Source organism: Micromonospora sp. CV4 (assembly GCF_003667455.1).
Lineage (GTDB): Bacteria > Actinomycetota > Actinomycetes > Mycobacteriales > Micromonosporaceae > Micromonospora.
The window spans coordinates 13278-32533 of record NZ_RCVI01000189.1 but is presented as its reverse complement, the minus strand read 5'-3'; the positions used below and the strand labels follow the sequence as shown (position 1 = coordinate 32533).

Annotated in this window: 19 protein-coding genes; 11 read left to right on the top strand and 8 right to left on the bottom strand. The window is 72.1% G+C overall.

The window, feature by feature from the left end; translation table 11 throughout:
- The 3 genes from EAD98_RS06010 to EAD98_RS06000 form a co-directional block, all read right to left on the bottom strand.
- Positions 1-409 (bottom strand): cellulose binding domain-containing protein (locus tag EAD98_RS06010; RefSeq protein WP_199723304.1); only part of this gene is annotated, 409 nt, incomplete at its 3' end.
- Between the two features lie 122 nt (positions 410-531).
- Entirely contained in the window at positions 532-1395 is an 864-nt protein-coding gene (locus EAD98_RS06005) for a hypothetical protein (protein WP_147457339.1), read from the bottom strand.
- 102 nt (positions 1396-1497) lie between these two features.
- Entirely contained in the window at positions 1498-2259 is a 762-nt protein-coding gene (locus EAD98_RS06000; RefSeq protein WP_121653080.1) for a maleylpyruvate isomerase family mycothiol-dependent enzyme, read from the bottom strand.
- 71 nt (positions 2260-2330) lie between these two features.
- Between EAD98_RS06000 and EAD98_RS05995 the strand changes: the two genes are divergently transcribed.
- Positions 2331-3308, top strand: a complete 978-nt coding sequence (locus EAD98_RS05995) for an aldo/keto reductase (RefSeq protein WP_121653079.1) — start codon at positions 2331-2333, stop codon at positions 3306-3308.
- Positions 3309-3476: 168 nt separating this feature from the next.
- The gene (locus tag EAD98_RS05990) at positions 3477-4121 is read left to right on the top strand and encodes a dihydrofolate reductase family protein (protein ID WP_121653078.1); all 645 of its coding nucleotides are present in this window, start codon (positions 3477-3479) and stop codon (positions 4119-4121) included.
- A gap of 27 nt (positions 4122-4148) precedes the next feature.
- Here EAD98_RS05990 and EAD98_RS05985 read toward each other — a convergent pair whose 3' ends face one another.
- The gene (locus EAD98_RS05985; RefSeq protein WP_121653077.1) at positions 4149-4916 is read right to left on the bottom strand and encodes a YqjF family protein; all 768 of its coding nucleotides are present in this window, start codon (positions 4914-4916) and stop codon (positions 4149-4151) included.
- Between the two features lie 18 nt (positions 4917-4934).
- The gene (locus tag EAD98_RS05980) at positions 4935-6092 is read right to left on the bottom strand and encodes a winged helix DNA-binding domain-containing protein (protein WP_233583728.1); all 1158 of its coding nucleotides are present in this window, start codon (positions 6090-6092) and stop codon (positions 4935-4937) included.
- Positions 6093-6412: 320 nt separating this feature from the next.
- Here EAD98_RS05980 and EAD98_RS05975 point away from each other — a divergent pair, with 320 nt between their 5' ends.
- The 3 genes from EAD98_RS05975 (at position 6413) to EAD98_RS05965 (ending at position 8922) form a co-directional block, all read left to right on the top strand.
- On the top strand, positions 6413-7351 hold the full coding sequence (locus tag EAD98_RS05975) for an RNA polymerase sigma factor (RefSeq protein ID WP_121653082.1): 939 nt from the start codon (positions 6413-6415) through the stop codon (positions 7349-7351).
- Between the two features lie 113 nt (positions 7352-7464).
- A complete protein-coding gene (locus tag EAD98_RS05970; RefSeq protein ID WP_121653075.1) occupies positions 7465-8349 on the top strand; it encodes an alpha/beta fold hydrolase in 885 nt (294 codons plus the stop codon).
- Between the two features lie 111 nt (positions 8350-8460).
- Positions 8461-8922, top strand: coding sequence for a DUF5709 domain-containing protein (locus EAD98_RS05965; RefSeq protein WP_121653074.1), 462 nt, complete (start codon positions 8461-8463; stop codon positions 8920-8922).
- 54 nt (positions 8923-8976) lie between these two features.
- Here the strand turns inward: EAD98_RS05965 and EAD98_RS05960 are convergent, their stop codons facing one another.
- The 3 genes from EAD98_RS05960 to EAD98_RS05950 all read right to left on the bottom strand — a co-directional run bounded on the left by EAD98_RS05960 (position 8977) and on the right by EAD98_RS05950 (position 13348).
- Complete coding sequence (locus tag EAD98_RS05960; protein WP_121653073.1) at positions 8977-10557, bottom strand: DHA2 family efflux MFS transporter permease subunit; 1581 nt, start codon at positions 10555-10557, stop codon at positions 8977-8979.
- 546 nt (positions 10558-11103) lie between these two features.
- Positions 11104-11907 carry an IclR family transcriptional regulator C-terminal domain-containing protein gene (locus EAD98_RS05955; protein WP_121653072.1) on the bottom strand — a complete coding sequence of 268 codons (804 nt, stop codon included), beginning with the start codon at positions 11905-11907 and terminating at the stop codon, positions 11104-11106.
- A gap of 4 nt (positions 11908-11911) precedes the next feature.
- Positions 11912-13348 (bottom strand): amidohydrolase family protein, encoded by a 1437-nt coding sequence (locus EAD98_RS05950; protein ID WP_121653071.1) that lies wholly within the window; start codon positions 13346-13348, stop codon positions 11912-11914.
- Between the two features lie 195 nt (positions 13349-13543).
- Here EAD98_RS05950 and EAD98_RS05945 point away from each other — a divergent pair, with 195 nt between their 5' ends.
- The 6 genes from EAD98_RS05945 to EAD98_RS05920 all read left to right on the top strand — a co-directional run bounded on the left by EAD98_RS05945 (position 13544) and on the right by EAD98_RS05920 (position 19165).
- On the top strand, positions 13544-14680 hold the full coding sequence (locus EAD98_RS05945) for a CaiB/BaiF CoA-transferase family protein (RefSeq protein ID WP_121653070.1): 1137 nt from the start codon (positions 13544-13546) through the stop codon (positions 14678-14680).
- Entirely contained in the window at positions 14665-15435 is a 771-nt protein-coding gene (locus EAD98_RS05940) for a citryl-CoA lyase (RefSeq protein WP_121653069.1), read from the top strand. The genes EAD98_RS05945 and EAD98_RS05940 overlap by 16 nt, the downstream gene beginning before the upstream one ends.
- Positions 15436-15468: 33 nt before the next feature.
- Positions 15469-16335 (top strand): extradiol ring-cleavage dioxygenase, encoded by an 867-nt coding sequence (locus EAD98_RS05935; RefSeq protein WP_121653068.1) that lies wholly within the window; start codon positions 15469-15471, stop codon positions 16333-16335.
- Complete coding sequence (locus EAD98_RS05930; protein WP_121653067.1) at positions 16332-16694, top strand: hypothetical protein; 363 nt, start codon at positions 16332-16334, stop codon at positions 16692-16694. The genes EAD98_RS05935 and EAD98_RS05930 overlap by 4 nt, the downstream gene beginning before the upstream one ends.
- Positions 16691-17656 (top strand): zinc-binding alcohol dehydrogenase family protein, encoded by a 966-nt coding sequence (locus EAD98_RS05925; RefSeq protein WP_121653066.1) that lies wholly within the window; start codon positions 16691-16693, stop codon positions 17654-17656. The genes EAD98_RS05930 and EAD98_RS05925 overlap by 4 nt, the downstream gene beginning before the upstream one ends.
- Before the next feature lie 84 nt (positions 17657-17740).
- On the top strand, positions 17741-19165 hold the full coding sequence (locus EAD98_RS05920) for an aldehyde dehydrogenase family protein (RefSeq protein WP_121653065.1): 1425 nt from the start codon (positions 17741-17743) through the stop codon (positions 19163-19165).
- The last annotated feature ends 91 nt before the right edge of the window (positions 19166-19256 follow it).

The following is a 19256-nucleotide window of genomic DNA, read 5'->3' as shown; positions in this document are numbered from 1 at the left end:
GGGTGGGCGTCGGGGGCGGCCCACCCGCGCAGGATGAGCCGTTCACCGTGCAGTTGACCGGGGTGCCGGAGCCGGCGACGAGAAAGCCGAACGAGGTCGAGGCGCCGGCGGCCAGAGTCCCGTTCCAGGAGAGGTTGATGAACGTGTACCGGCTGCCGGCGGTGCTCTGCTGCGCGTTCCACGACTGGCTGACGCTCGAGGAGGACGGCAGGTCGAACTCGACCCGCCAGCTGGTGATCTGCGCGGAGGTGTTGTTGGTGACGGTGACCTGGCCCTGATAGCCGCTGCCCCAGTTGTTCGTTACGGAGAACACGGCGGTCGCCGCGCTGGCCGGTGTGGCGGTGATCGCCACCGCACCGGCGAGCAGGCCGGCGACGGCCAGGGCCGTGACAAGTCTCAGTGTGCGCATGCTGAACCCGCTTCGGTCGATCGACAGTGATGGCCTGAGGCGGGGCGGCGCCTGGGCGCACAATATCGATCAGGAACGATGCAAGGCAAGACGGAGCGAGCGGATTCCCGCTGGCCGGGAGGTCAGCGCCGCCGCCACCCCCAGCGACGCGAGGCGGTCACGCCCGACGCCGACTTCTCCCGGGCCACCATCTCGGCCGCCACGCGCAGGGCCTGGGCGGGCTGCGCGCCGGCCGGCCCCAGCAGCTCCACCAGTCGATTGCCGAGCCCCAGCACCATGGCGGCACGGTCGAAGTCCCGGATCAGCGCCAGGCACTGCGCGTACACCCCGTAGGTGTTGGCCATCTCCCACAGACTCAGCGGGCGCAGCGGATCCAGCAGTCCCTGGCGCAGCTCGCAGGCCCGGGACGCGGCCAGCGCCGCCTCCCGGATCGGGTCGTCCCCGGCGGGTCGCGTGACGGATCGGTGCAGCAACGCGACGGCCTGGTTGTGATAGGCGGTGCCCATCGCCTCCCTGGTGCGGGGCCCGGCGGACGGCGGGGACGCAACGGTGAGCAGACCCACGGCCACGGCCCGCTCGACCAGTTCCAGCCGGGTGGCGGGCTGACCGGCGGCGAAGGCGACCTCCGCCAGGTCCACCAGTGCGGTGATCAGCTCCGCGAGCGCCTCGTCCCACGCCGGATCGGCCACGTCGCCACCCTCGGCCGCCACCGCGTCATGCACCCGCTCGAACAGGGCGACCGCCTCACCGCCGGGCGCCATCCCGTCGGCGGCCCGGCCCCGCGCCGACAGCAGCATCCCTCGCCGCCACAGCGCCCGGGCCAACTGCTGCTGGTCTCGGCGATTCACCCGGCCCGAGCCCTGCGCGGCCTCCCGGTAGGCGTCGATCACCCGCACCCAGAGCCGGTCCGCCTCCGCCCAGGTGTCCTGCCGCGTCGACTGCTCCCGTGCCTGCTCGAACAGCCGATCCCGTTCGTCCGGTCCCATCTTGCGCACCGCCCTCCGCCTACCACCCGCGACACCGCCGCCGACGCGGCAGTGAACATCATCGATTCTAGGGTGGTGGCGTCACCGAGCGGCCGGGGCATCTCACTGTGTCGCGATGACGATGCAGCGACGCATCGGCGTCAACGCCTCGGCCCGACCCTCGACGGCGACGCCGTCCGGCTCACCGGTCAGGTCCCGACCCCACGCCCAACGCAGCATCGCGGCCGGCGGGCCGGTCACGGTCACGTCGGCGTCGTCGGCCGCGCCGTCGGTCACGCGGAACAGCCCCGGCTCGGTACGCACCGTCCACGCCGCGCCGTCGGTGCGGATCGCGCACGTCCAGCTCGGCGCGTCGGCCAGGATCTTGTTGAAGTCATCGGCCCACCCGGCCGCCGAATACTCCACGAACACCTTGAGCAGCTCGTCGATGCCGTCGACGGCGAGGTCGTCCGGGACGGGCGCGAACGGGACACCGACGCCCAGCTCGGCGTCGATGCGGTGGATGACGGTCTCCTGCGCCATCCGCCGCATCCAGAAGCCCACGGTCTGGCCCGGCGCGTACCAGGAGCCGGCCGGATCCTCCGGGGCGTGGGCCGCGAACTCGGCCAGCAACCCCGCGTACGTCCGATCGAGCAGCGCCAGCGGCTCCTCGGTCGCCAGCTCGGCCGGCGGCCAGGGCTCGGGCTCGGCGCCGTCACGCATGGCCAGGGTCTTGTGGAGATAGACCTCGCCCACGTGGCGGGTCAGGTCGGCGACATTCCAACCGGGGCAGCTGGGCACCGCCGCGGTGAGGTCGGTCGCGGCGACAGCGCGCAGCCGAGCGAAGTCATCCGCGAGGCAGCTGAGAAATCGGGTGGGCTCCATGCCGGACAGTGCAGCACAGGCCGCCGACAAGCGGGGGGCACCGCGCCTCCAAGCGCCGTAGCGTGGGGCGCATGCGAACCACCACGCTGGGCAGCGCAGGTCCCGAGGTCGGAGTCATCGGACTCGGGTGCATGGGCATGACCCACGGATACGACATCACCGGCCCGCGCGACGACGACACGTCGGTCTCCGTCATCCGTCAGGCGCTCGACCTGGGAGCCACCCTGATCGACACCTCGGACGTGTACGGGCCGTACACCAATGAGGAGCTGGTCGGCCGGGCACTGGCCGGTGGCCACCGGGAGCGGGCCGTCCTGGCGACCAAGGCGGGGCTGGTCGTCACCTCCCCGACCGGCGGCCCCGGCAACTCCCCCAGGATCGGCAACAACGGCCGCCCGGAGCACATCCGCGCGGCGATCGACGACAGTCTGCGCCGGCTCGGCACCGACCACGTCGACCTCTACCAGCTGCACCGCGTCGACCCGGACGTGCCCATCGAGGAGTCCTGGGGTGCGATGGCGGAGGTCGTGGCGGCGGGCAAGGTGCGCCAGCTCGGCCTGTCCGAGGTGACGGTGGCGCAGATCGTACGGGCCCAGGCGGTGCACCCGGTGGCGTCGGTGCAGTCCGAGCTGTCCCTGTGGACCCGTGACCCGTTGACCGAGGTGCTGCCGTACTGCGCCGAGCAGGGCATCGCCTTCCTGCCGTTCTCCCCGCTGGGCCGGGGCTTCCTCGCCGGTCGGTTCGCCTCGTTCGACGACCTGCCGGCCGACGACTTCCGCCGTGGCCTGCCGCGCTTCCAGCAGGACGCGCTGCGCGCCAACCTCGCCATCGTCGCCCGGGTCCGGGAGATCGCCGACCGGGCCGGCGTCAGCCCCGCACAGGTCGCGCTGGCCTGGGTGGTCGCCCAGGGCCGCCACGTCATTCCCATCCCCGGCACCAAGACCCCCCGGTACCTGGTGGACAACTGCGCGGCGGGCGACGTGCGGCTCAGCGCCGAGGACCTGGCCGACCTCGACGCCCTGCCAGCGCCCGAGGGGAGCCGCTACTGACGTACGACACGCTGTCGCAACCGGCCCGACGGGCCGGCGGCAGCGGCGCCGCGCGATACGGTCAGTATGGGCGGTACGAGGAAAGCCGGGTGCCGTCGCAGCGATGAGTCTGCCGACGCCCACGGGTCTACCTCCCGACGCGGACGACCACTTCATCGGGAGCACGGCATGGGCCTCATCCACATCGAGCTGTTCGCCACCCTCGACCTCGTCGGGCAGTCGCCCGGCGGCCCCGACGAGGACCCGGTGGGGTTCCAGTTCGGCGGCTGGCAGGCGCCCCTGCTGGACGAGGTCGCCGGTGCGCAGGTCATGGCCGCGTACGAGGGCACGGACGCCCTCCTGCTCGGCCGGCGGACGTATGACATCTTCGCCGCCTACTGGCCCCATCAGGAGGGCGGCCAGGACAACGAGATCGCCACGCTCTTCAACAGCATCCCGAAGTACGTGGCCTCCCAGGGCAGGCCCGACCTCTCGTGGGCCGGGTCCACGCAGGTCGGCCCGGATCTGGCCGGCGCGGTGCGCGCGATCCGTGAACGGCACCAGCACGTGAAGGTCGTCGGGAGTCTCAACCTGGTGCAGACACTCCTGCGCGAGAAGCTCTTCGACCGTCTCGACCTCTGGGTGCATCCGATCGTGCTCGGCGTCGGGAAGAAGGTGTTCGACGGTGGCGCGGTGCCCACGAACCTCACGCTCCTGGAACCGCCGGCGGCCAGTCCGACGGGCACCGTCTACCTGCGGTACGGGCTCGCCGAGGGCACGCCCGGCACGGGGGACATGAGCGCTCCCGACCGCGGTGCCGGACGCGACGGCTGAGAGCTTGTCGGCGGCGAATCCGCCCGGTCAGCCTTCCGGCGCGGCGTCGGCGGTTCGAGGCGCCGACGCCGTGACCGGCGGGCCGAACCGCACCCCGACGCCGGGGGAATACAGCACGCTGACCGGCGGCCCGGTCGGCGCCGGCAGCCCGGCGGCGGCCACCAACTCGTCGTCCAGGTGCAGCAGTTCGGCGCGGTGCAGCGGCCAGCGCGGGTGCCAGTTCGGCAGGTGCAGGGTGCGCCCGTACGCCCGGGTGTGCAGCCCCCAGCGGGCGGTGACGAAGTGCTCCAGGGGGGTCGGATCGGCGATCCGCTCCCCCACCCGGACCACCATCCGGCTCGTCGTACCGACCGGTCCGGGCCAGCGGCGCCGGCACCGGTAGGTGAGCCGGTCACCGTCGCGGTCCAACCGCATCGACGACCAGAGGTACGGCAGCCGCAGCGTCACCCGGGCGACCAGCACCGGTACCAGTCGGGACGCGTCGAGCGAGCGGAACACCACCGCCCGCCGGCCGGTGTCGTCGACCGAGTAGAGCCGGACGTTGGTCTCCCAGAAGGTGCCGAAGTACGGCACGCCCGGCCCACGGCCGAGGCCCAGCCCGACCATCCGGAAGCCGATCAGTCCGACGTGGCTGACGCCGTCGAGGGTGTCCGGGTGGGTCCCGGCGGGCAGCAGTGGCGCGACGAGTTCCGGCGCGACCGGCCAGTGCAGAAACGTGAGATCCTGCCAGCGTTGCCGCAGCATCGCCCAGGGAAAGGCTCGCCGGGGCGCGCAGTCGACCGGCTCGATGTCCACACCCCCATCCTGCCCGCCTCAGGCGTGTGGACCGACCTCTACCGCGCCGACGGTCAGCGATGCGGTTCCTTCCAGGATCTGACCGACCCGCTCCACCTGCTCCTCCAGCGCCCGCCGCCGACGGGCGCCGAGCGTCCGCAACGGCTCCACCGTGACGTGGATCGTGCGACCGGAGCGACGCTGGTGCCACACCCCGCCGACCGTCCCGTCGACCAGCAGCACCGGGTAGTTGCCGGCCTGCCCGCGGGCCAGCGCCCGGTCGGCGGCCGCCCCGGGGAAGAGCAGCTCGCGCGGGTGACAGCCGACGGTGTACGCGTCGAAGTAGGGCAGCAGCCGCACCCCCGACGGCCGGTCGTCCGGAAAGCCGTCGTCGCCGGCCGCCACCCACGCCCGCGTGCCATCCACCGTCACTGGCGCCAGATCCACGGACTCGAACAGTCTCGCCGCAAAGGTGGCGGGTACCGACAGCCACCGGGCGAACTGCGCCGGGGTGGCCGGCCCGTACGCGTACAGGTAGCGCCGGACGAGTTCGGCCAGCGCGGCCGGACCGTCCATCGGCGCGAACCCGGGCAGCCACCGGGCCGGGCTGGTGTAGGTGGTGGAGCGGCCCCGATTCGGGCCGAAGCAGAGCACCCCACCCCGGGTGGCGGCCGCCATCGCGGCGATCCACCGCGGCCACTTGTCCTGGAACGCGTCCATGACCCGATCGCCGGCCCAGGGCCCGGTGCGGGCGACGACCTGCTCGGTCAACTCGGCGGTGGTCAGCTCGGCCTCGGCCAGCGCGTCGGCGATGGCCGCGAGGACCTGCTCGCTCTGCTCGGGGGTCAGCAGGTCACGGCCCTGCTCGTACGGCGGGAGCGGCAGCGCGGAGAGCGCGCCGGTCCACATCGGCAGATCCGCCGCGGCGAGCAGGTGCACGGTGCCGCGCGGCCCACGGCTCTTGACCAGGGTGCGATCGGTCCAGAGTGCCTGGCGCACCAGCGCACGGGTGGCGCCCGGAACGCGCAGTCCGACGGACAGCTCAGCGGCGGAGGCGACCTGGGCGTGTGCGCCGCACATCGCGGACACCACGGCGGCGACCACGTCGGCCTCCGGGGCCGGCCCGGTAGCGGACGACCCCGGCGCGGAGAGCGCGTGCCGCTCCAGGCGGCGGGCGCACACCTGCGCCCAGCTCACGCGGGTCACCGCAGGCCCCCGCAGAAGACCCGGATGCGCGTCGCGTGTGCCAGCGGCTCACCTGTCGCCGCGAGGTGGCTGCCCGGGTTGCCCTCCGGGATGCGCAATGGCGTCATGCCGGCCACGGTACGACCGCTACAGGTCAGGTTCTGGCACGCAGCACCGGTTTTTTCAAGCGACGCGACGGCGCGCGCCCTGAGCTGACGGTCCGCCATCCGGGTAGCCAGCCTGGTCGGTCCCACAGCCGTCCGCCGTAGGCTCGAACGGCCGGTCGTACCGGTCGAATCGGTCAGGACGCCACAGATCGGGGGTAAGTGGGCGTGACGCACGGTGACCCGGAGCTGGTGGTGCTCGCGCAGGCGGGCGACGCGGCAGCGCTCGGTGTGCTGCTGGCGCGACACGAGGCCGAGATGCGGGCGGTCGCGCTCAGCCTGCTCGGCTACGGCCCGGACGCCGAGGACGCGGTGCAGGACGCGATGGTGGTGGCGTTGCGCCGCATCGGCGAGGTTCGCGATCCGGCGGCGATCGGCCCGTGGCTGCGGGCCATCGTCCGAAACAACAGTCGGATGACGCTGCGCGGGCCCCGGCCCGTCCCGGTCGCCGACCCCGAGTGGTTCGCCCAGCCGGCCAGCACCCCCACCCCCGAGGAGGCGCTGGACCGGGGCGCGCTGCGTGACTGGGTGTGGCACGCCATTGGGGAGCTGTCCGAGCCCGACCGGTTGGTGACCCTGCTGCGGTACTTCAGCGACGCCTCCTCGTACGAGCAGATCGCCGCCGTCTGCGGCGTGCCGGTCGGCACCGTCCGCAGCCGGCTCAGCCACGCGCGCCGCACGCTCGCCGGCGGCCTGCGGGCGTCGGCGACCGCCGCGCACCTCGACGTGGCCGCGTCGCGGGACGCCCGCTGGCGCGAGGGCTACGACATGATCACGACGGCGATGCGCGGCGACTTCGACCGGGTGGTGCGCGAGAGCTGGTGGCCGGACGCGGAGATGCTCGCACCAGGTGGCCTGCGCGGCGGCACCGACCTGGCGGTCCAGGGCATGACGAAGGACCTGACGAGCGGGGTACGGCAGCGGCTGCGCAACGTGGTGGCCAGCGGTGATGTGCTGATCTGGGAGACCGATCTGATCAGCCCGCCCGACGACCCGGAGCACTGCCCACCCGGGGCGCTGTGGATGCAGCTGCTGCGCGGAGGGCGGGTACGCCAACTCACCCTCTTCCACCCCGTTCCGGCTCGGGAGACCCGCCGGCCCGTCTGAAGATACTTCTCCGACCGAGCGAACTTTCCGATCGACCCGCGCATCTGGTCCGCGTCAGTCACCAGTTGCCGTGTCGGCACGCGCCGCACGGGTCATGGATCGGGAGATAGTTGATGGGTTCCACCAGCCACGACGTCGGCGTCCTCGTACCGGTTGCCCACGAGGTCACCGTCGGTGGCGTTCGGCAGGTCTACCACGTCGCCGGCACCGGCCCGCTGTGCGTGGCGCATTCCGGCGGCCCCGGCATCGAGTGGGCCTACCTGCGGATGCCGAGTCTCGAAGAGCACTTCACGATGGTGTACGTCGAGCCGGTCGGCACCGGCGCCTCGGGACGGCTCGACAACGCCGACGACTACCGTCTCGACACGTACGTCCGGTTTGTCGACGCCGTCGTCGAGCACCTCGGTGCGCCCCGGGTGTACCTGCTCGGGCACTCGCACGGCGGCTTCGTCGTCCAGCGGTACGCGCTGACGCACCCCGACCGGGTCGCCGGTCTCGCCCTGTACGACACCTCGCCCGTCACCGGCGCCGAGTTCTGGGGCGAGGCGATGGCTCAGCTCGCCGCGTACCCGCTGCGGCACCCCGACCGGCCGGAGGCCGCGGCGATCCCGGCCGCCTTCCAGCAGGCGGTCACCGCCGCCGACGACGAGGCGCTGAGCGCCGGCCTGCGCGCGGCTCTGCCGGTCTACTTCGCGGACTTCTGGGCGCGGGAGTCCGAATTCGCCCCGTTCCAGGCGGCCGTGCGGGCCTGGTCCGCGCCGGCGGGCGCTCAGGACCCGACCCCCTTCGACGTGCGGGACGAACTCGGTCAGGTCGCTGTGCCGGCCGTGGTGATCGTGGGGGCCCACGACTTCATCTGCGGCCCCCGCTGGGCCGGGCAGCTGCATGAGGGCCTCAAGGACTCGCGTCTGGTGCTGCTGGAGCGCAGCGGGCACTTCGGACACATCGAGCAGCCGGCGGAGTTCACCGACGCCGTGGTGGAGTTGCTGAGCCGCTGACCATCGCGCCCCCGAGGTCTGTTCGTCACAGCGGGCAGGCCTCGGGGCGCGCCCGCGTTGCACGGTCATAGGCTGGGCACTTTGCTGCACCGTGACGAAGAGGAGACCGCCGTGAGCCAGACCGATCGGATGGATTCCGTCGACGAGTGGAACGTCGCCGAGGACGACGGGGTTCTGGACGCCTCGGACACCCTGGACGACGACCGCGTGGGCGACCCCCTGGACACCGGCATCGTCGCCGCCGATCACTGGACGGCGGCGAACCGGTTCGGCACCACTCCCGCCGAGGAGCGGGCGGGCGAGTCCCTGGAGCAGCACCTCGCGCAGGAGGTGCCGGATGTCGACCCGTACGCCGAGGGCGGCGACGACGAGGACGAGCTGACCCGCCGGGGGTACGAAGCCGAGGCGCGCGCCGGCCGTCTCGTCGAGTACGACGAGGGCGTCCGCGAGGACGACGAGGCCGAGTCGGTGGCATGGGACGCCGGAATCGACGCGGGTGCCGCCAGCGCGGAGGAAGCGGCGATCCACGTGGTCGAGGACCCGGACGGGCCCGGCGACGGCCCGTTGCGCTGACGCCGTACCCGCCGCGCCCAGCACCTCACGGGGTGCCGAGCGCGGCGGGGTCGGTCAGTGGATGACGACGGGCGCCTTGACCAGCTCGCCCTGCTCGTCGAGCGGCTGCGCCGGCTGGCGCCGACGCGGCAGCAGGGCCGCCGGGATGAAGGTGAGCACCACCAGCGCGAACGCGACCCAGAACGTGGTGGCGAACGACTTCGCGGCGAAGTCGAGCCCGCGCTCGATGAGCGAGGGGTCCACCGGCATCTGCTGGAGCAGCTCCGGCCGCTGCTGGGAGGCGATGGCCAGCCCGGCCTCGGTGACCGGCTTGCCGCTCGGGTCCACCAGGCCGGGGATCGGCCGGGACCCGTTCAGCTCGTTGGTGAGGATCACCGACATCACCGCGGCGCCCACCGACCCGCCGATCTGCTGAAGGATGTTGACCAGCGTCGAGCCGCGCGCCACGTCGTGGGCCTGCAACGTCCGCAGTGCCGAGGTCATGATCGGCATCATCGTGCCGCCCATGCCCAGACCCATCACGAACAGCGAGCCACCGAGCAGCCAGTACGAGGTCTGCGGGTCGACCTGGGTGAAGCTGAAGAACCCGACGACGATGAGCGCCAGCGCGAACGGGACGGTGCGACCGATCGGTACCCGGTCGGCCAGCATGCCGGCGATCGGCATGGTCATCATCGCGCCGATGCCCTGCGGGGCCATCAGCAGACCGGCGGTCAACGTCGACTCGCCGCGCACCTGCAGGAAGTAGCTCGGGAACAGCAGCCCGGCACCCATGAACGCGATGATGAAGACGAACAGCGTCACCGAGGCGATGGTCAGGTTGCGGTTGCTGAACAGCCGAAGGTCGAGCAGCGGATGCCGGGGCTTGAACGAGTAGAGCACGAACGCCACCACCAGCGCGGCGCCGACCAGCATGGGCGCCCACACCTTGGTCTCGGCGAAGGTGCCCGACTCCGGCAGGGACGAGACGCCGTAGAGGAACAACGCGAGCCCCGGTGACAGCATCAGCATGCCGATGAAGTCGAACGACTCGGACGGCTCGGGAGCGTCCTTCGGAAGCGCCAACTGCGCGTAGATCAACGCGATGACGCCGATCGGCAGGTTGATCAGGAAGATCCAGTGCCAGCTCGCGGTATCGATCAGCCAGCCACCGAGGATCGGGCCGCCGATGGGGCCGAGCAGCATCGGGATGCCGAGGACGGCCATCAACCGGCCGATCCGGTGCGGCCCGGCCGCCCGGGTCATGATGGTCATGCCCAGCGGCATGAGCATGCCGCCGCCGAGACCCTGCAGGACGCGGTAGCCGATCAGCTCGCCGATCGTGTCGGCGGTGGCGCAGAGCCCCGACCCGATGGTGAACAGGGCCAACGCCACCATGTAGAGGCGTTTGGTGCCGAACCGGTCCGCCGCCCACCCGCTGAGCGGAATCACCGTGGCCAGCGCGAGGGTGTAGGCGGTCATCGTCCAGGCGACGCGGGCGTACGACGCGTCGAACTCGCTCTGGAACGTCGGGATGGCGACGCTGACCACCGTCACGTCGAGGATCGACATGATCGCGCCGAGGACGACGACGCCCGCCACCTTGAGCACCGCGGCGTCGAGCTTGTCCGATGTCGCGACGGATTGCTGTGTCACAAACTCTCCTGAGGTCGGTTGATCCGGCGTCCGGTGGGCGGTGGCGGCGGTGCCGCGCCGACCAGGCGCGGGGGCGCGGCGTACCGGGGCGACGACGCGCGCAGGCAGACTATCCGCTGGTTGTGACGATCCGCCGCCGGATTTCGTGACCGCCCGACCGCGCATCCGAACGGCCCTCCGATTACAACCGGTCGTCTGGGTGTCGGTCAGCGGTGGGTCGACCGAGCCACCGTCGACGCCGTTGGTTGGGCGGTTCCTACCTGGAGGCGCGACGAGTCACGTGCCGAAGGATCCACCCCGATCGCGTCCTTTGCTCTGCATACCCCGAGGCACCACCCGAGAGGCCGGCAGTGGTGCATCGGGGTATGCAGAGCAAAGGGCGCACAGGGAGGGGCCGGGGGCCGGCGGCCGCACGCCGAGGAACGAAGTCACGAGCCGCAGGCGCGCGCCATGAGCCGCAGGCCGCGCGCCACGAGCCGCAGGCCGCGCGCCACGAGCCGCAGGCGGACGCCACGAGCCGCAGGCCGCGGCGCGCGAGCGACCGCGTCAGGCGGTGGTCACCGGCACCGCGGCGGTCAGAGCCCAGTCGTGCCCGATGTCGGCGGCGGCGCGGAGCAGCAGGGGCAGATGGTCGTCGAGCAGCGTCTCCAGCGACGTCTCGGCGGCGTGCACGGTCACGTTGATCGCGGCGATGACCCGGCCGTCGCCGTCGCGGACGCCCGTGGCGACGGACCGGATCCCCGGAGCGAGGTCCTGGTCGGCGAGCGCCCAGCCCTTCGCGCGCACCTCGCGCAACACGGCGTCCAACTCGCCGGGCGACGGCTGCCAGCGGGGCGTGATCCCGGAGCGGGTCGGCTCGGCGAGCACGGCGGTCAGCGTCTCCGGCGGCAGCCCCGCGAGCAGCACCTTGCCCATCGACGTCGCGGGGGCCGGGAACCGGGTGCCGATGGTCACGGCGAGCGTGACGATCTTCGGGACGGCGACGCGGGCGACGTAGACGATGTCGCTGCCGTCGAGCTGGGCCATCGAGGTCGACTCGTTGGTCTGCGCGACGAGCTTCTCCATGTGCGGGCGGGCCACGTCCCACATGTTCAGCGCGTTGACGTACGCCATCCCCAGTTCCAGAACGCGTGGGGTGAGGGCGTGGCCACGGCCGACGGCGCGGACGTAGCCCAGCGTCTCAAGGGTGATGAGGATGCGCCGGACCGTGGGCCGGGCCAGGCCGGTGGCGGCGGCGATCTCACTGAGCGTCATCGACGGGCAGGCCGGACGGAAGGAGCGCAGGACGTCGAGACCGCGGGCGAGAGCCTCGATGAAGTCGGGCCCGGCGCCCCTTCCGTTGTCACTCATGTCCTTAATGCTTCCATTGCGCCGAGCCGGCGTCCCACTCGGTGTACTGGTACGGGTTCTCCAGGATCGCGGTCTCGGGGACGTCCGGGTTCATGCCCCGCAGCCACGCCTCCTCCCCCATGGTCTCGCGAAGGTGGTCGATCGTGGCCGCCACCTTGGCCCGCGCGGCGGCGAGGTCGACGTCGACGAGGCGGCCGTCCCGCTTGACGATCCGGCCGCCCACCAGCACGGTGTGCACGTCGCCGCGCTGGGCCTGGAAGACGACGTGACCGTGCGGGTTGAGGATCGGGAACATCACCGGCGAGGCGTCGTTCTTGATCAGGACGATGTCGGCCTGTCGGCCGGGGGTGAGGGCGCCGATCGTCGAGTCCATGCCGAGGGCGCGGGCGCCGCCCCGGGTGGCCCACTCGACGACCTGCTCGGCGCGCAGGTGGCAGTGGGTGATGGTGTCCTGCTTGGCGTGCGCCTCCAGGTGCTCACGGGAGCGGTCGGCGCCGAGGGTGGTCCGCATCGCCGAGAAGAGATCGCCGCTCCACCAGACGCTGGTGTCCATGGAGAGCGACACCGGGATGTCGTGGTGGCGCAGCTGCCAGGTGGGCGGGTAGCCCTGCCCGGCGCTCTGCTCGCTCTCCGTGGAGACGGAGACGGAGCCGCCGGTGGCGGCGATCCGGTTGTACGAGTCGTGGGTGAGCGTCGCCGCGTGCACGTAGACGGTCGAGGGGTTCATGAAGCCGCCCTCGTGCATGAGCCGGATGCCGTCGTCGTTGGTGGCGCCCCACACGCCGGCGTGGGTGGTCACCGCGGCGCCCAGCTCGCGGGCCACCTCGAAGGCGGCCCGCTCCGGAAAGGCGGGATCGCCGGTGACGTCGAAGGCCATCTGGAACCCGGCCAGTTTGCCGCCGTCGATGCGGCGACGGTGGAAGTCCCGGAACTCCGGCGAGGTGGCCCACTCCCACGGGCCCTGCTGGATGTTGCCGTAGGCGAGCACGAACCGTCCGTCGACCGCTTCGAGGGCGTCGACGGCCGCGTCGGCGTGGTCGGGCGTCTGGAGGCCGTGCGACCAGTCGACGGTGGTGGTGACGCCCGCGTCGACCGCCTCGATCGCGGCGAGCAGGTTGCCGGCGTAGACGTCCTCGGGCCGGAACAGCTTGCCGGATTCCAGGTAGTACCAGACGAAGTACTGCGTCAGGGTCCAGTCTGCGCCGTACCCGCGCATGGCCGTCTGCCACATGTGCCGGTGGGTGTCCACCATCCCCGGCATGAGGATGCCGCCGGCGGCGTCGATCTCCAGGGCGTCGTCGGGGGCGGCGAGGCCGACGCCGACCTCCGCGATCCGGTCGCCGATGACCAGCACGTCGGCGCCGGGCAGCACCGTGCGTGCGTCGTCCATGGTGAGAACCAGGCCGTTGCGGAAGATCACCGGCCGGGAGGTTGCGCTCATCGCCACCCATTCCTTTCCGGGTACGAGGGATTCGGACCACTGTCCGCTGTGCGGCCGGCCCGAGTGGCGCTAGTGTGGTCCCGGTCACGAGTCGTGTCAAGGGCCCGTCTCGACCTCCCGAACTCCCCGTTGACAGGCCCCCACCGGTGACGCAAGCTGATTCGGCGGACAGGTGTCCGCAGAACGGGCGGAAACATGGTGCAGCAATCAACGGGACCACTGGCCGGCCTGCTCGTCGCGGACTTCTCCCGGATCCTCGCCGGGCCGTACGCCACGATGCTCCTGGCCGACCTGGGCGCCCAGGTGGTCAAGGTGGAGAGCCCCGGTGGCGATGACACCCGCACCTGGATGCCGCCCACCCGCGACGGCGTCTCGACGTACTACCTCGGCATCAACCGCAACAAGCGGTCGGTCGCCCTGGATCTGAAGAAGCCGGACGACCTGGCCGCCGCGCAGGAACTCGCCCGGCGCGCCGACGTCATGATCGAGAACTTTCGGCCCGGTGGCCTCGCCCGCTTCGGCCTCGACTACGACACCGTCGCCGCCGGCAACGAAAAGGTCGTGTACGCGAGCATCAGCGGTTTCGGCACCGGCGCGGGAGCGGATTTTCCCGGCTACGACCTGATGGTGCAGGCCATCTCGGGCCTGATGAGTCTCACCGGCGACCCGGACGGCCCGCCGTACCGGGCCGGCATCTCCGTGTTCGACGTGATGGCCGGGCTGCACGCGAGCATCGGCATCCTCGCCGCGCTGCACCACCGGGGCGCGACGGGAAAGGGGCAGCACGTCGAGGTCAACCTGCTCAGCTCCGCGCTGTCCGGCCTGGTCAACCACTCCAGCGGCTACGTCGCCGGCGGCACCGTCCCGTTCCGGATGGGCAACGCACACCCCAGCCTCTTCCCGTACGAGCCGCTGCCCACCGCCGACGGCGAGCTGATCGTCATCGCCGGCAACGACGGGCAGTTCCGCAAGCTGTGCCAGGTGCTCGACCTGCCCGACCTGCCCGACGACCCGCGCTTCGGCCGCAACCAGGACCGCACCGCCAACCGCGAGCAGTTGCGGCCCCTGCTCGTCGAACGACTCGCCAAGCGAACCAAGGACGAGTGGTTCCGCGACCTGCTCGCCGCGGGCGTGCCGTGCGCACCGATCAACACCATCGACGGCGGCGTGGCCCTCGCCCAGGAGCTGGGGCTCGACCCGGTGGTCGCCGTCGGCGACGTGCCGGGGGTCCGCAACCCCATCACCTTCTCCGACACCCCCGCCCGGTACGAGCTGCCGCCGCCCGGGCTCGACGAACACGGCGAGGAGATCCGCGCGTGGCTGAAGAGCTGAGCTTCCCGACCGGGATCGGCACGTCCGACCCGACCACCATCTCCCTGCTCGGGCAGGACCTGGCCGCCGACCTGATGGGCCAGGTCGGCTTCGGAGAGCTGGCGTACTGGCTGGTCGCCGGCCGCCGCCCCACCCGGGGCGAGGTGCGGGTCTTCGAGGCGGTGCTGGTGGCGCTCGCCGACCACGGCTTCACCCCGACGGCGATCGCGGCCCGGCTCACCTACCTGTCCGCGCCGGAGTCGCTACAGGGTGCGCTCGCCGCCGGCCTGCTCGGCGGTGGCTCCCGCTTCCTCGGTGTCACCGAGGACTGTGGACGGTTCCTCGCCGACACGCTCGCGCAGGCCGGCGAGGTGACCGACTACGAGGCTGTGGCGCTCGACGCCGTCACCCGGGCGAGGCAGGAGCGCCGGCTCGTCCCGGGCCTAGGGCACCCCGTGCACAAGGAGCAGGACCCGCGCACCCCCGTCCTGATCCGGATCGCCACCGAGGAGGGCCTGCACGGCCCGCACCTGCGGTTGTTCGAGGCGATCGGGCGGGTGCACCCGCAGGTGCTCGGCCGGACCCTGCCGCTCAACGGCGCGGGGGTGTGCGGCGCGGCGCTCGCCGACCTCGGGCTCCCCGTCGAGCTGCTGCGCGGTTTCGCCCTGCTGGCCCGCGCGGCCGGGCTGCTCGGGCACCTCGCCGAGGAGCGGCGCCGACCCCTCGGCATGGACATCTACCGCGCCGTCGACCGCAACGCCGTCTACGAACCCTGATCCCCCCTTTTCCAGCCCCCGAGAGGAGTGGGAATGGCCTCCATCGTCGCGGTCATCGCCTCCACCCACCACCCCTTCTACTACCGGGCCAGCACGGCCACTGGCGAGGACCGGCCGCCGTTCGCCGACGAGTGGACCAGCAAGATCCTGGCCTTCCGCGAGACCCTGACCCGGGCCAGGCCCGACGTGCTGGTGATGGTCGGCTCCGACCACTTCCACCAGCTGTGGCTGGACAACATGCCGCAGTTCCTGGTCGGCAAGGCGCCCTTCTACGACGCCAACTGGTACAACGAGGAGCGCGAGTTCGGGCTGCCCCGGATGCTGCTCAAGGGCCAGGAGGACCTGTCCGGGCACATCCTGCGGGCCGGTCTGGACGCCGGCTTCGACCTCGCGTTCAGCAATGAGCTGCGGATCGACCACAGCATCACGTGCCCGATCATCACGCTGCGGCCCGAGGCCGACCTGCCGATCGTGCCGATCTACACGAACATCTTCGCGCCGCCGCTGCCGCAGCCGAAGCGCTTCGTCCAGCTCGGCGCGGCGATCCGGCAGATCGTCGAGTCGTGGCCGTCGCACCTGCGGGTCGCCGTCATCGGCACCGGCCACCTCTCCCTGGAGCTGGGCGGTCCGCGACAGTTCGGCCCGCACGGCCCGGACCCGGAGTTCGACCAGCGGGCGGTCGAGTGGATCGCCAACGGCGACCTCGACGGGTGCCTACGCGAGGTCACCCTGGACAGCCTGCACTCGCCGGGCAACGCCACCCACGGCTTCATGGACTTCATGCTCATGATGGGTGTGGCCGGTGCCGGCGTGAAGGCCGACTACGTCGACACCCTCGATCTGTTCCACACCATGGAGGCGTACTTCACCTGGTACCCGAACGGAGCGCCGGCGGCATGAGCAAATACCTGCTGAACAAGTTCCTCTTCATGGTCGACCGGGACCCGGAGCTGGTCGAGCGCTATCGCAGCGAGCCGCGCGAGCTGGTGGCCTGGTGGGAGGCCGAGTGCGCCAACACGGTGCTGAACTGTCACACCGGTGAGGCGAGCACCTGGCTGCGCTTCGACGACGTGGAGCGCGAGGCGTTGGCCACTCACGACCACGTGAAGCTGTTCGAGTTGGGCGCGCACCCGTTCCTGACCCTGACCCTCTTCATCGCCGTCTTCGAACGGGACAACACCGAGCCGCTGGAGTACCAGAAGTCCTACGGAGCGCGGTTGGCGCACTTCGCGATGCCCTACCCGGACATCGCGACGTGATCCGCGCGGCCCTGCTCACCGCCTGCGGCACCCCACCGACGATCGCCGAACGGCCGGCCCCCGTGCCGGCGGACGGCGAGGTGGCGGTCACCGTCGAGGCGGTGCCGATCACCCCGCTGGACGTGCTCTGCGCCAGCGGCACCAGCTACTTCGGCACGCCCGCGACCCCGTACGTGCCGGGCGTGCAGGGCGTCGGCCGGCTCGCCGACGGCCCCCCCGTCTGGTTCGGCACCTCGGCCGGGATGCGGTCCGGGGTCGACGGCAGCATGGCGACCATCGTCGCGGTGCCCGCCGCGGACGTGGTGGCGCTGCCGCCCGGCGTACCGCTGATCCTGCTCGCCGCCCTAGGCCTCTCCGCGGTCGCCGCGCACGCGGCCCTCACGCACGCCGGCGACCTGGCAGCCGATGAGCAGGTCATCGTGCTCGGCGCCGGCGGCGTGGTCGGCCAGGCGGCCGTCCAGCTGGCGCTGCTCGGCGGGGCGCGGCGCGTGATCGCCGTGGCCCGCTCCGCCTCGGCGCGGGCCCGTGCCGAGGAACTCGGTGCCGCGGTCTCCGTCCCGCTGCTCCCGGACGACGACGTCGCGTCGCTGGCCGAACGGCTGCGCGACGCCGCCGAGGGCCCGGTCGACCTCGTCCTCGATCCGGTCTTCGGCGTGCCGGCCGCGGCGGCGCTGCGGGTGCTGCGCCCGGGTGGCCGCCTGGTCAACCTGGGCAGCGCCGCGGGCGCGACCGCGCCGATCGAGTCCGCCGTGCTGCGCAGCGGGTCGCTGCGGATGATCGGCTACACCAACAACGGGTTGTCGACCGAGCAGCGGGCGGCGTCACTGTCCGTGGTGGCGGGGCATGCGGCCGCCGGCAGGCTCACCGTCGACCATGAGATCGTGCCGTTCGCCTCGGTCGCGGAAGCCTGGGAGCGGCAGGACAACGGCACCGCGGCCGGCCGCGTCGTCCTCGCGCTGTGACCTGGCCGGACCCCAGCCAGGGATCGCGAAACCCTGGATAGACCGCACCTGGTTGGGGTTCGGCGCCGGTGCCACGGTCGGTGCATGACACCTTCCACCCGCACCGTCACCGGCCACTGGATCGGTGGCGAGATCGTCGCCGGCTCGGCCGGCACCCTTCCCGTCGTGAACCCGGCGACCGGCGACATCGTCGCCGAGACGCCGGCCGGCTCTGCCGCCGACGTCGACCGGGCCGTCGCCGCCGCGCGGGCCGCCTTCCCCGCCTGGGCGGCGAGCACGCCACAGCAGCGGGCGGAGGTGCTGCGCCGCCTGGGCGCCGGCCTCGCCGCCCGGCAGGAGGAGATCGCCGGGGCGATCACCGCCGAGATGGGCTCCCCGATCGGCATGTCCCGGACCGCCCAGGTCGCTTTTCCGGCCGCCGTGATCGAATCGTTCGCCGGCCTCGCCGACGACTTCGCCTGGACCGAGGAGGTCGGCAACTCGCTGATCGTCCGCGAGCCGATCGGCGTGGTCGGTGCGATCACGCCGTGGAACTTCCCGCTGCAGCAGATCGTCTCCAAGCTGGCCCCGGCGCTGCTCGCGGGGAACACGATGGTCTTCAAGCCGTCCGAGAACGCCCCGCTGACCGCCCGCATCCTCGCCGAGGTCGCCGCCGAGGCCGGCGTACCCGCGGGTGTGTTCAACGTGGTGTACGGCACCGGCGCGGTCGTCGGCGAGGCCATCTCCGCCCACCCGGACATCGACATGATCTCCTTCACCGGCTCCACCCGGGCCGGGCAGCGGATCGGGGCGGTCGCCGCGGCGACCGTCAAGCGGGTCGCGCTGGAGCTGGGCGGCAAGGGCGCGAACATCATCCTCGACGACGCCGACCTGCCGACGGCGGTCACCAAGGGCGTCATGATGGCGTTCGCCAACGGCGGCCAGGTCTGCGGCGCGTGGCCACGGATGCTGGTGCCCGCCTCCCGCCAGGACGAGGTCGTGGCGCTGGCCGTCGAGGCGGCGAAGCAGTTCACCGTCGGTGACCCCACCGACGAGACGACCCGGGTGGGTCCGATGGCCTCGGAGGCCCACCGGCAGAAGGTCGTCGGCTACATCGAACGGGGCATCGCCGACGGCGCCCGGCTCGTGTTCGGCGGCCCGGGCCGCCCGGAGGGCCTGGCGACGGGCGCCTACGTGCAGCCGACGATCTTCGCTGACGTCGACCCGGCCTCGGCGATCGCTCAGGAGGAGATCTTCGGCCCGGTGCTGACGATCATCCCGTACGCCGACGACGACGAGGCCGTGGCCATCGCCAACGGCACGCTGTACGGCCTGACCAGCGGCGTCTTCGGCGAGCCGGAGCACGCCCTGGCGGTCGCCAAGCGGCTGCGGGTGGGACAGGTCGACGTGAACGCCGGTCACTGGAACCCGCTCGCACCCTTCGGCGGTTACAAGCGGTCAGGCAACGGCCGCGAGTTCGGCCGCTTCGGCCTTGAGGAGTTCCTGGAGACCAAGTCCATCCAGCGTTGATCAGGCTGGGCGGGGATCGCGTGGAACAGCGCGCCCCTGCCCACCTGTTGCACTGCACGTGCCGGTTGACCGCCGGCATCCGCCGATCGAG

Excerpts from the sequence above, each read along its gene's own strand:
- EAD98_RS05945 (WP_121653070.1), top strand. The coding sequence starts at position 13,544 with ATGGTGCAGCAATCAACGGGACCACTGGCCGGCCTGCTCGTCGCGGAC.
- EAD98_RS05935 (WP_121653068.1), top strand. The coding sequence starts at position 15,469 with ATGGCCTCCATCGTCGCGGTCATCGCCTCCACCCACCACCCCTTCTAC.
- EAD98_RS05950 (WP_121653071.1), bottom strand. The coding sequence starts at position 13,348 with ATGAGCGCAACCTCCCGGCCGGTGATCTTCCGCAACGGCCTGGTTCTC.
- EAD98_RS05990 (WP_121653078.1), top strand. The coding sequence starts at position 3,477 with ATGGGCCTCATCCACATCGAGCTGTTCGCCACCCTCGACCTCGTCGGG.
- EAD98_RS05920 (WP_121653065.1), top strand. The coding sequence starts at position 17,741 with ATGACACCTTCCACCCGCACCGTCACCGGCCACTGGATCGGTGGCGAG.
- EAD98_RS05955 (WP_121653072.1), bottom strand. The coding sequence starts at position 11,907 with ATGAGTGACAACGGAAGGGGCGCCGGGCCCGACTTCATCGAGGCTCTC.
- EAD98_RS06000 (WP_121653080.1), bottom strand. The coding sequence starts at position 2,259 with ATGGAGCCCACCCGATTTCTCAGCTGCCTCGCGGATGACTTCGCTCGG.
- EAD98_RS06005 (WP_147457339.1), bottom strand. The coding sequence starts at position 1,395 with ATGGGACCGGACGAACGGGATCGGCTGTTCGAGCAGGCACGGGAGCAG.
- EAD98_RS05930 (WP_121653067.1), top strand. The coding sequence starts at position 16,332 with ATGAGCAAATACCTGCTGAACAAGTTCCTCTTCATGGTCGACCGGGAC.
- EAD98_RS05995 (WP_121653079.1), top strand. The coding sequence starts at position 2,331 with ATGCGAACCACCACGCTGGGCAGCGCAGGTCCCGAGGTCGGAGTCATC.
- EAD98_RS05970 (WP_121653075.1), top strand. The coding sequence starts at position 7,465 with ATGGGTTCCACCAGCCACGACGTCGGCGTCCTCGTACCGGTTGCCCAC.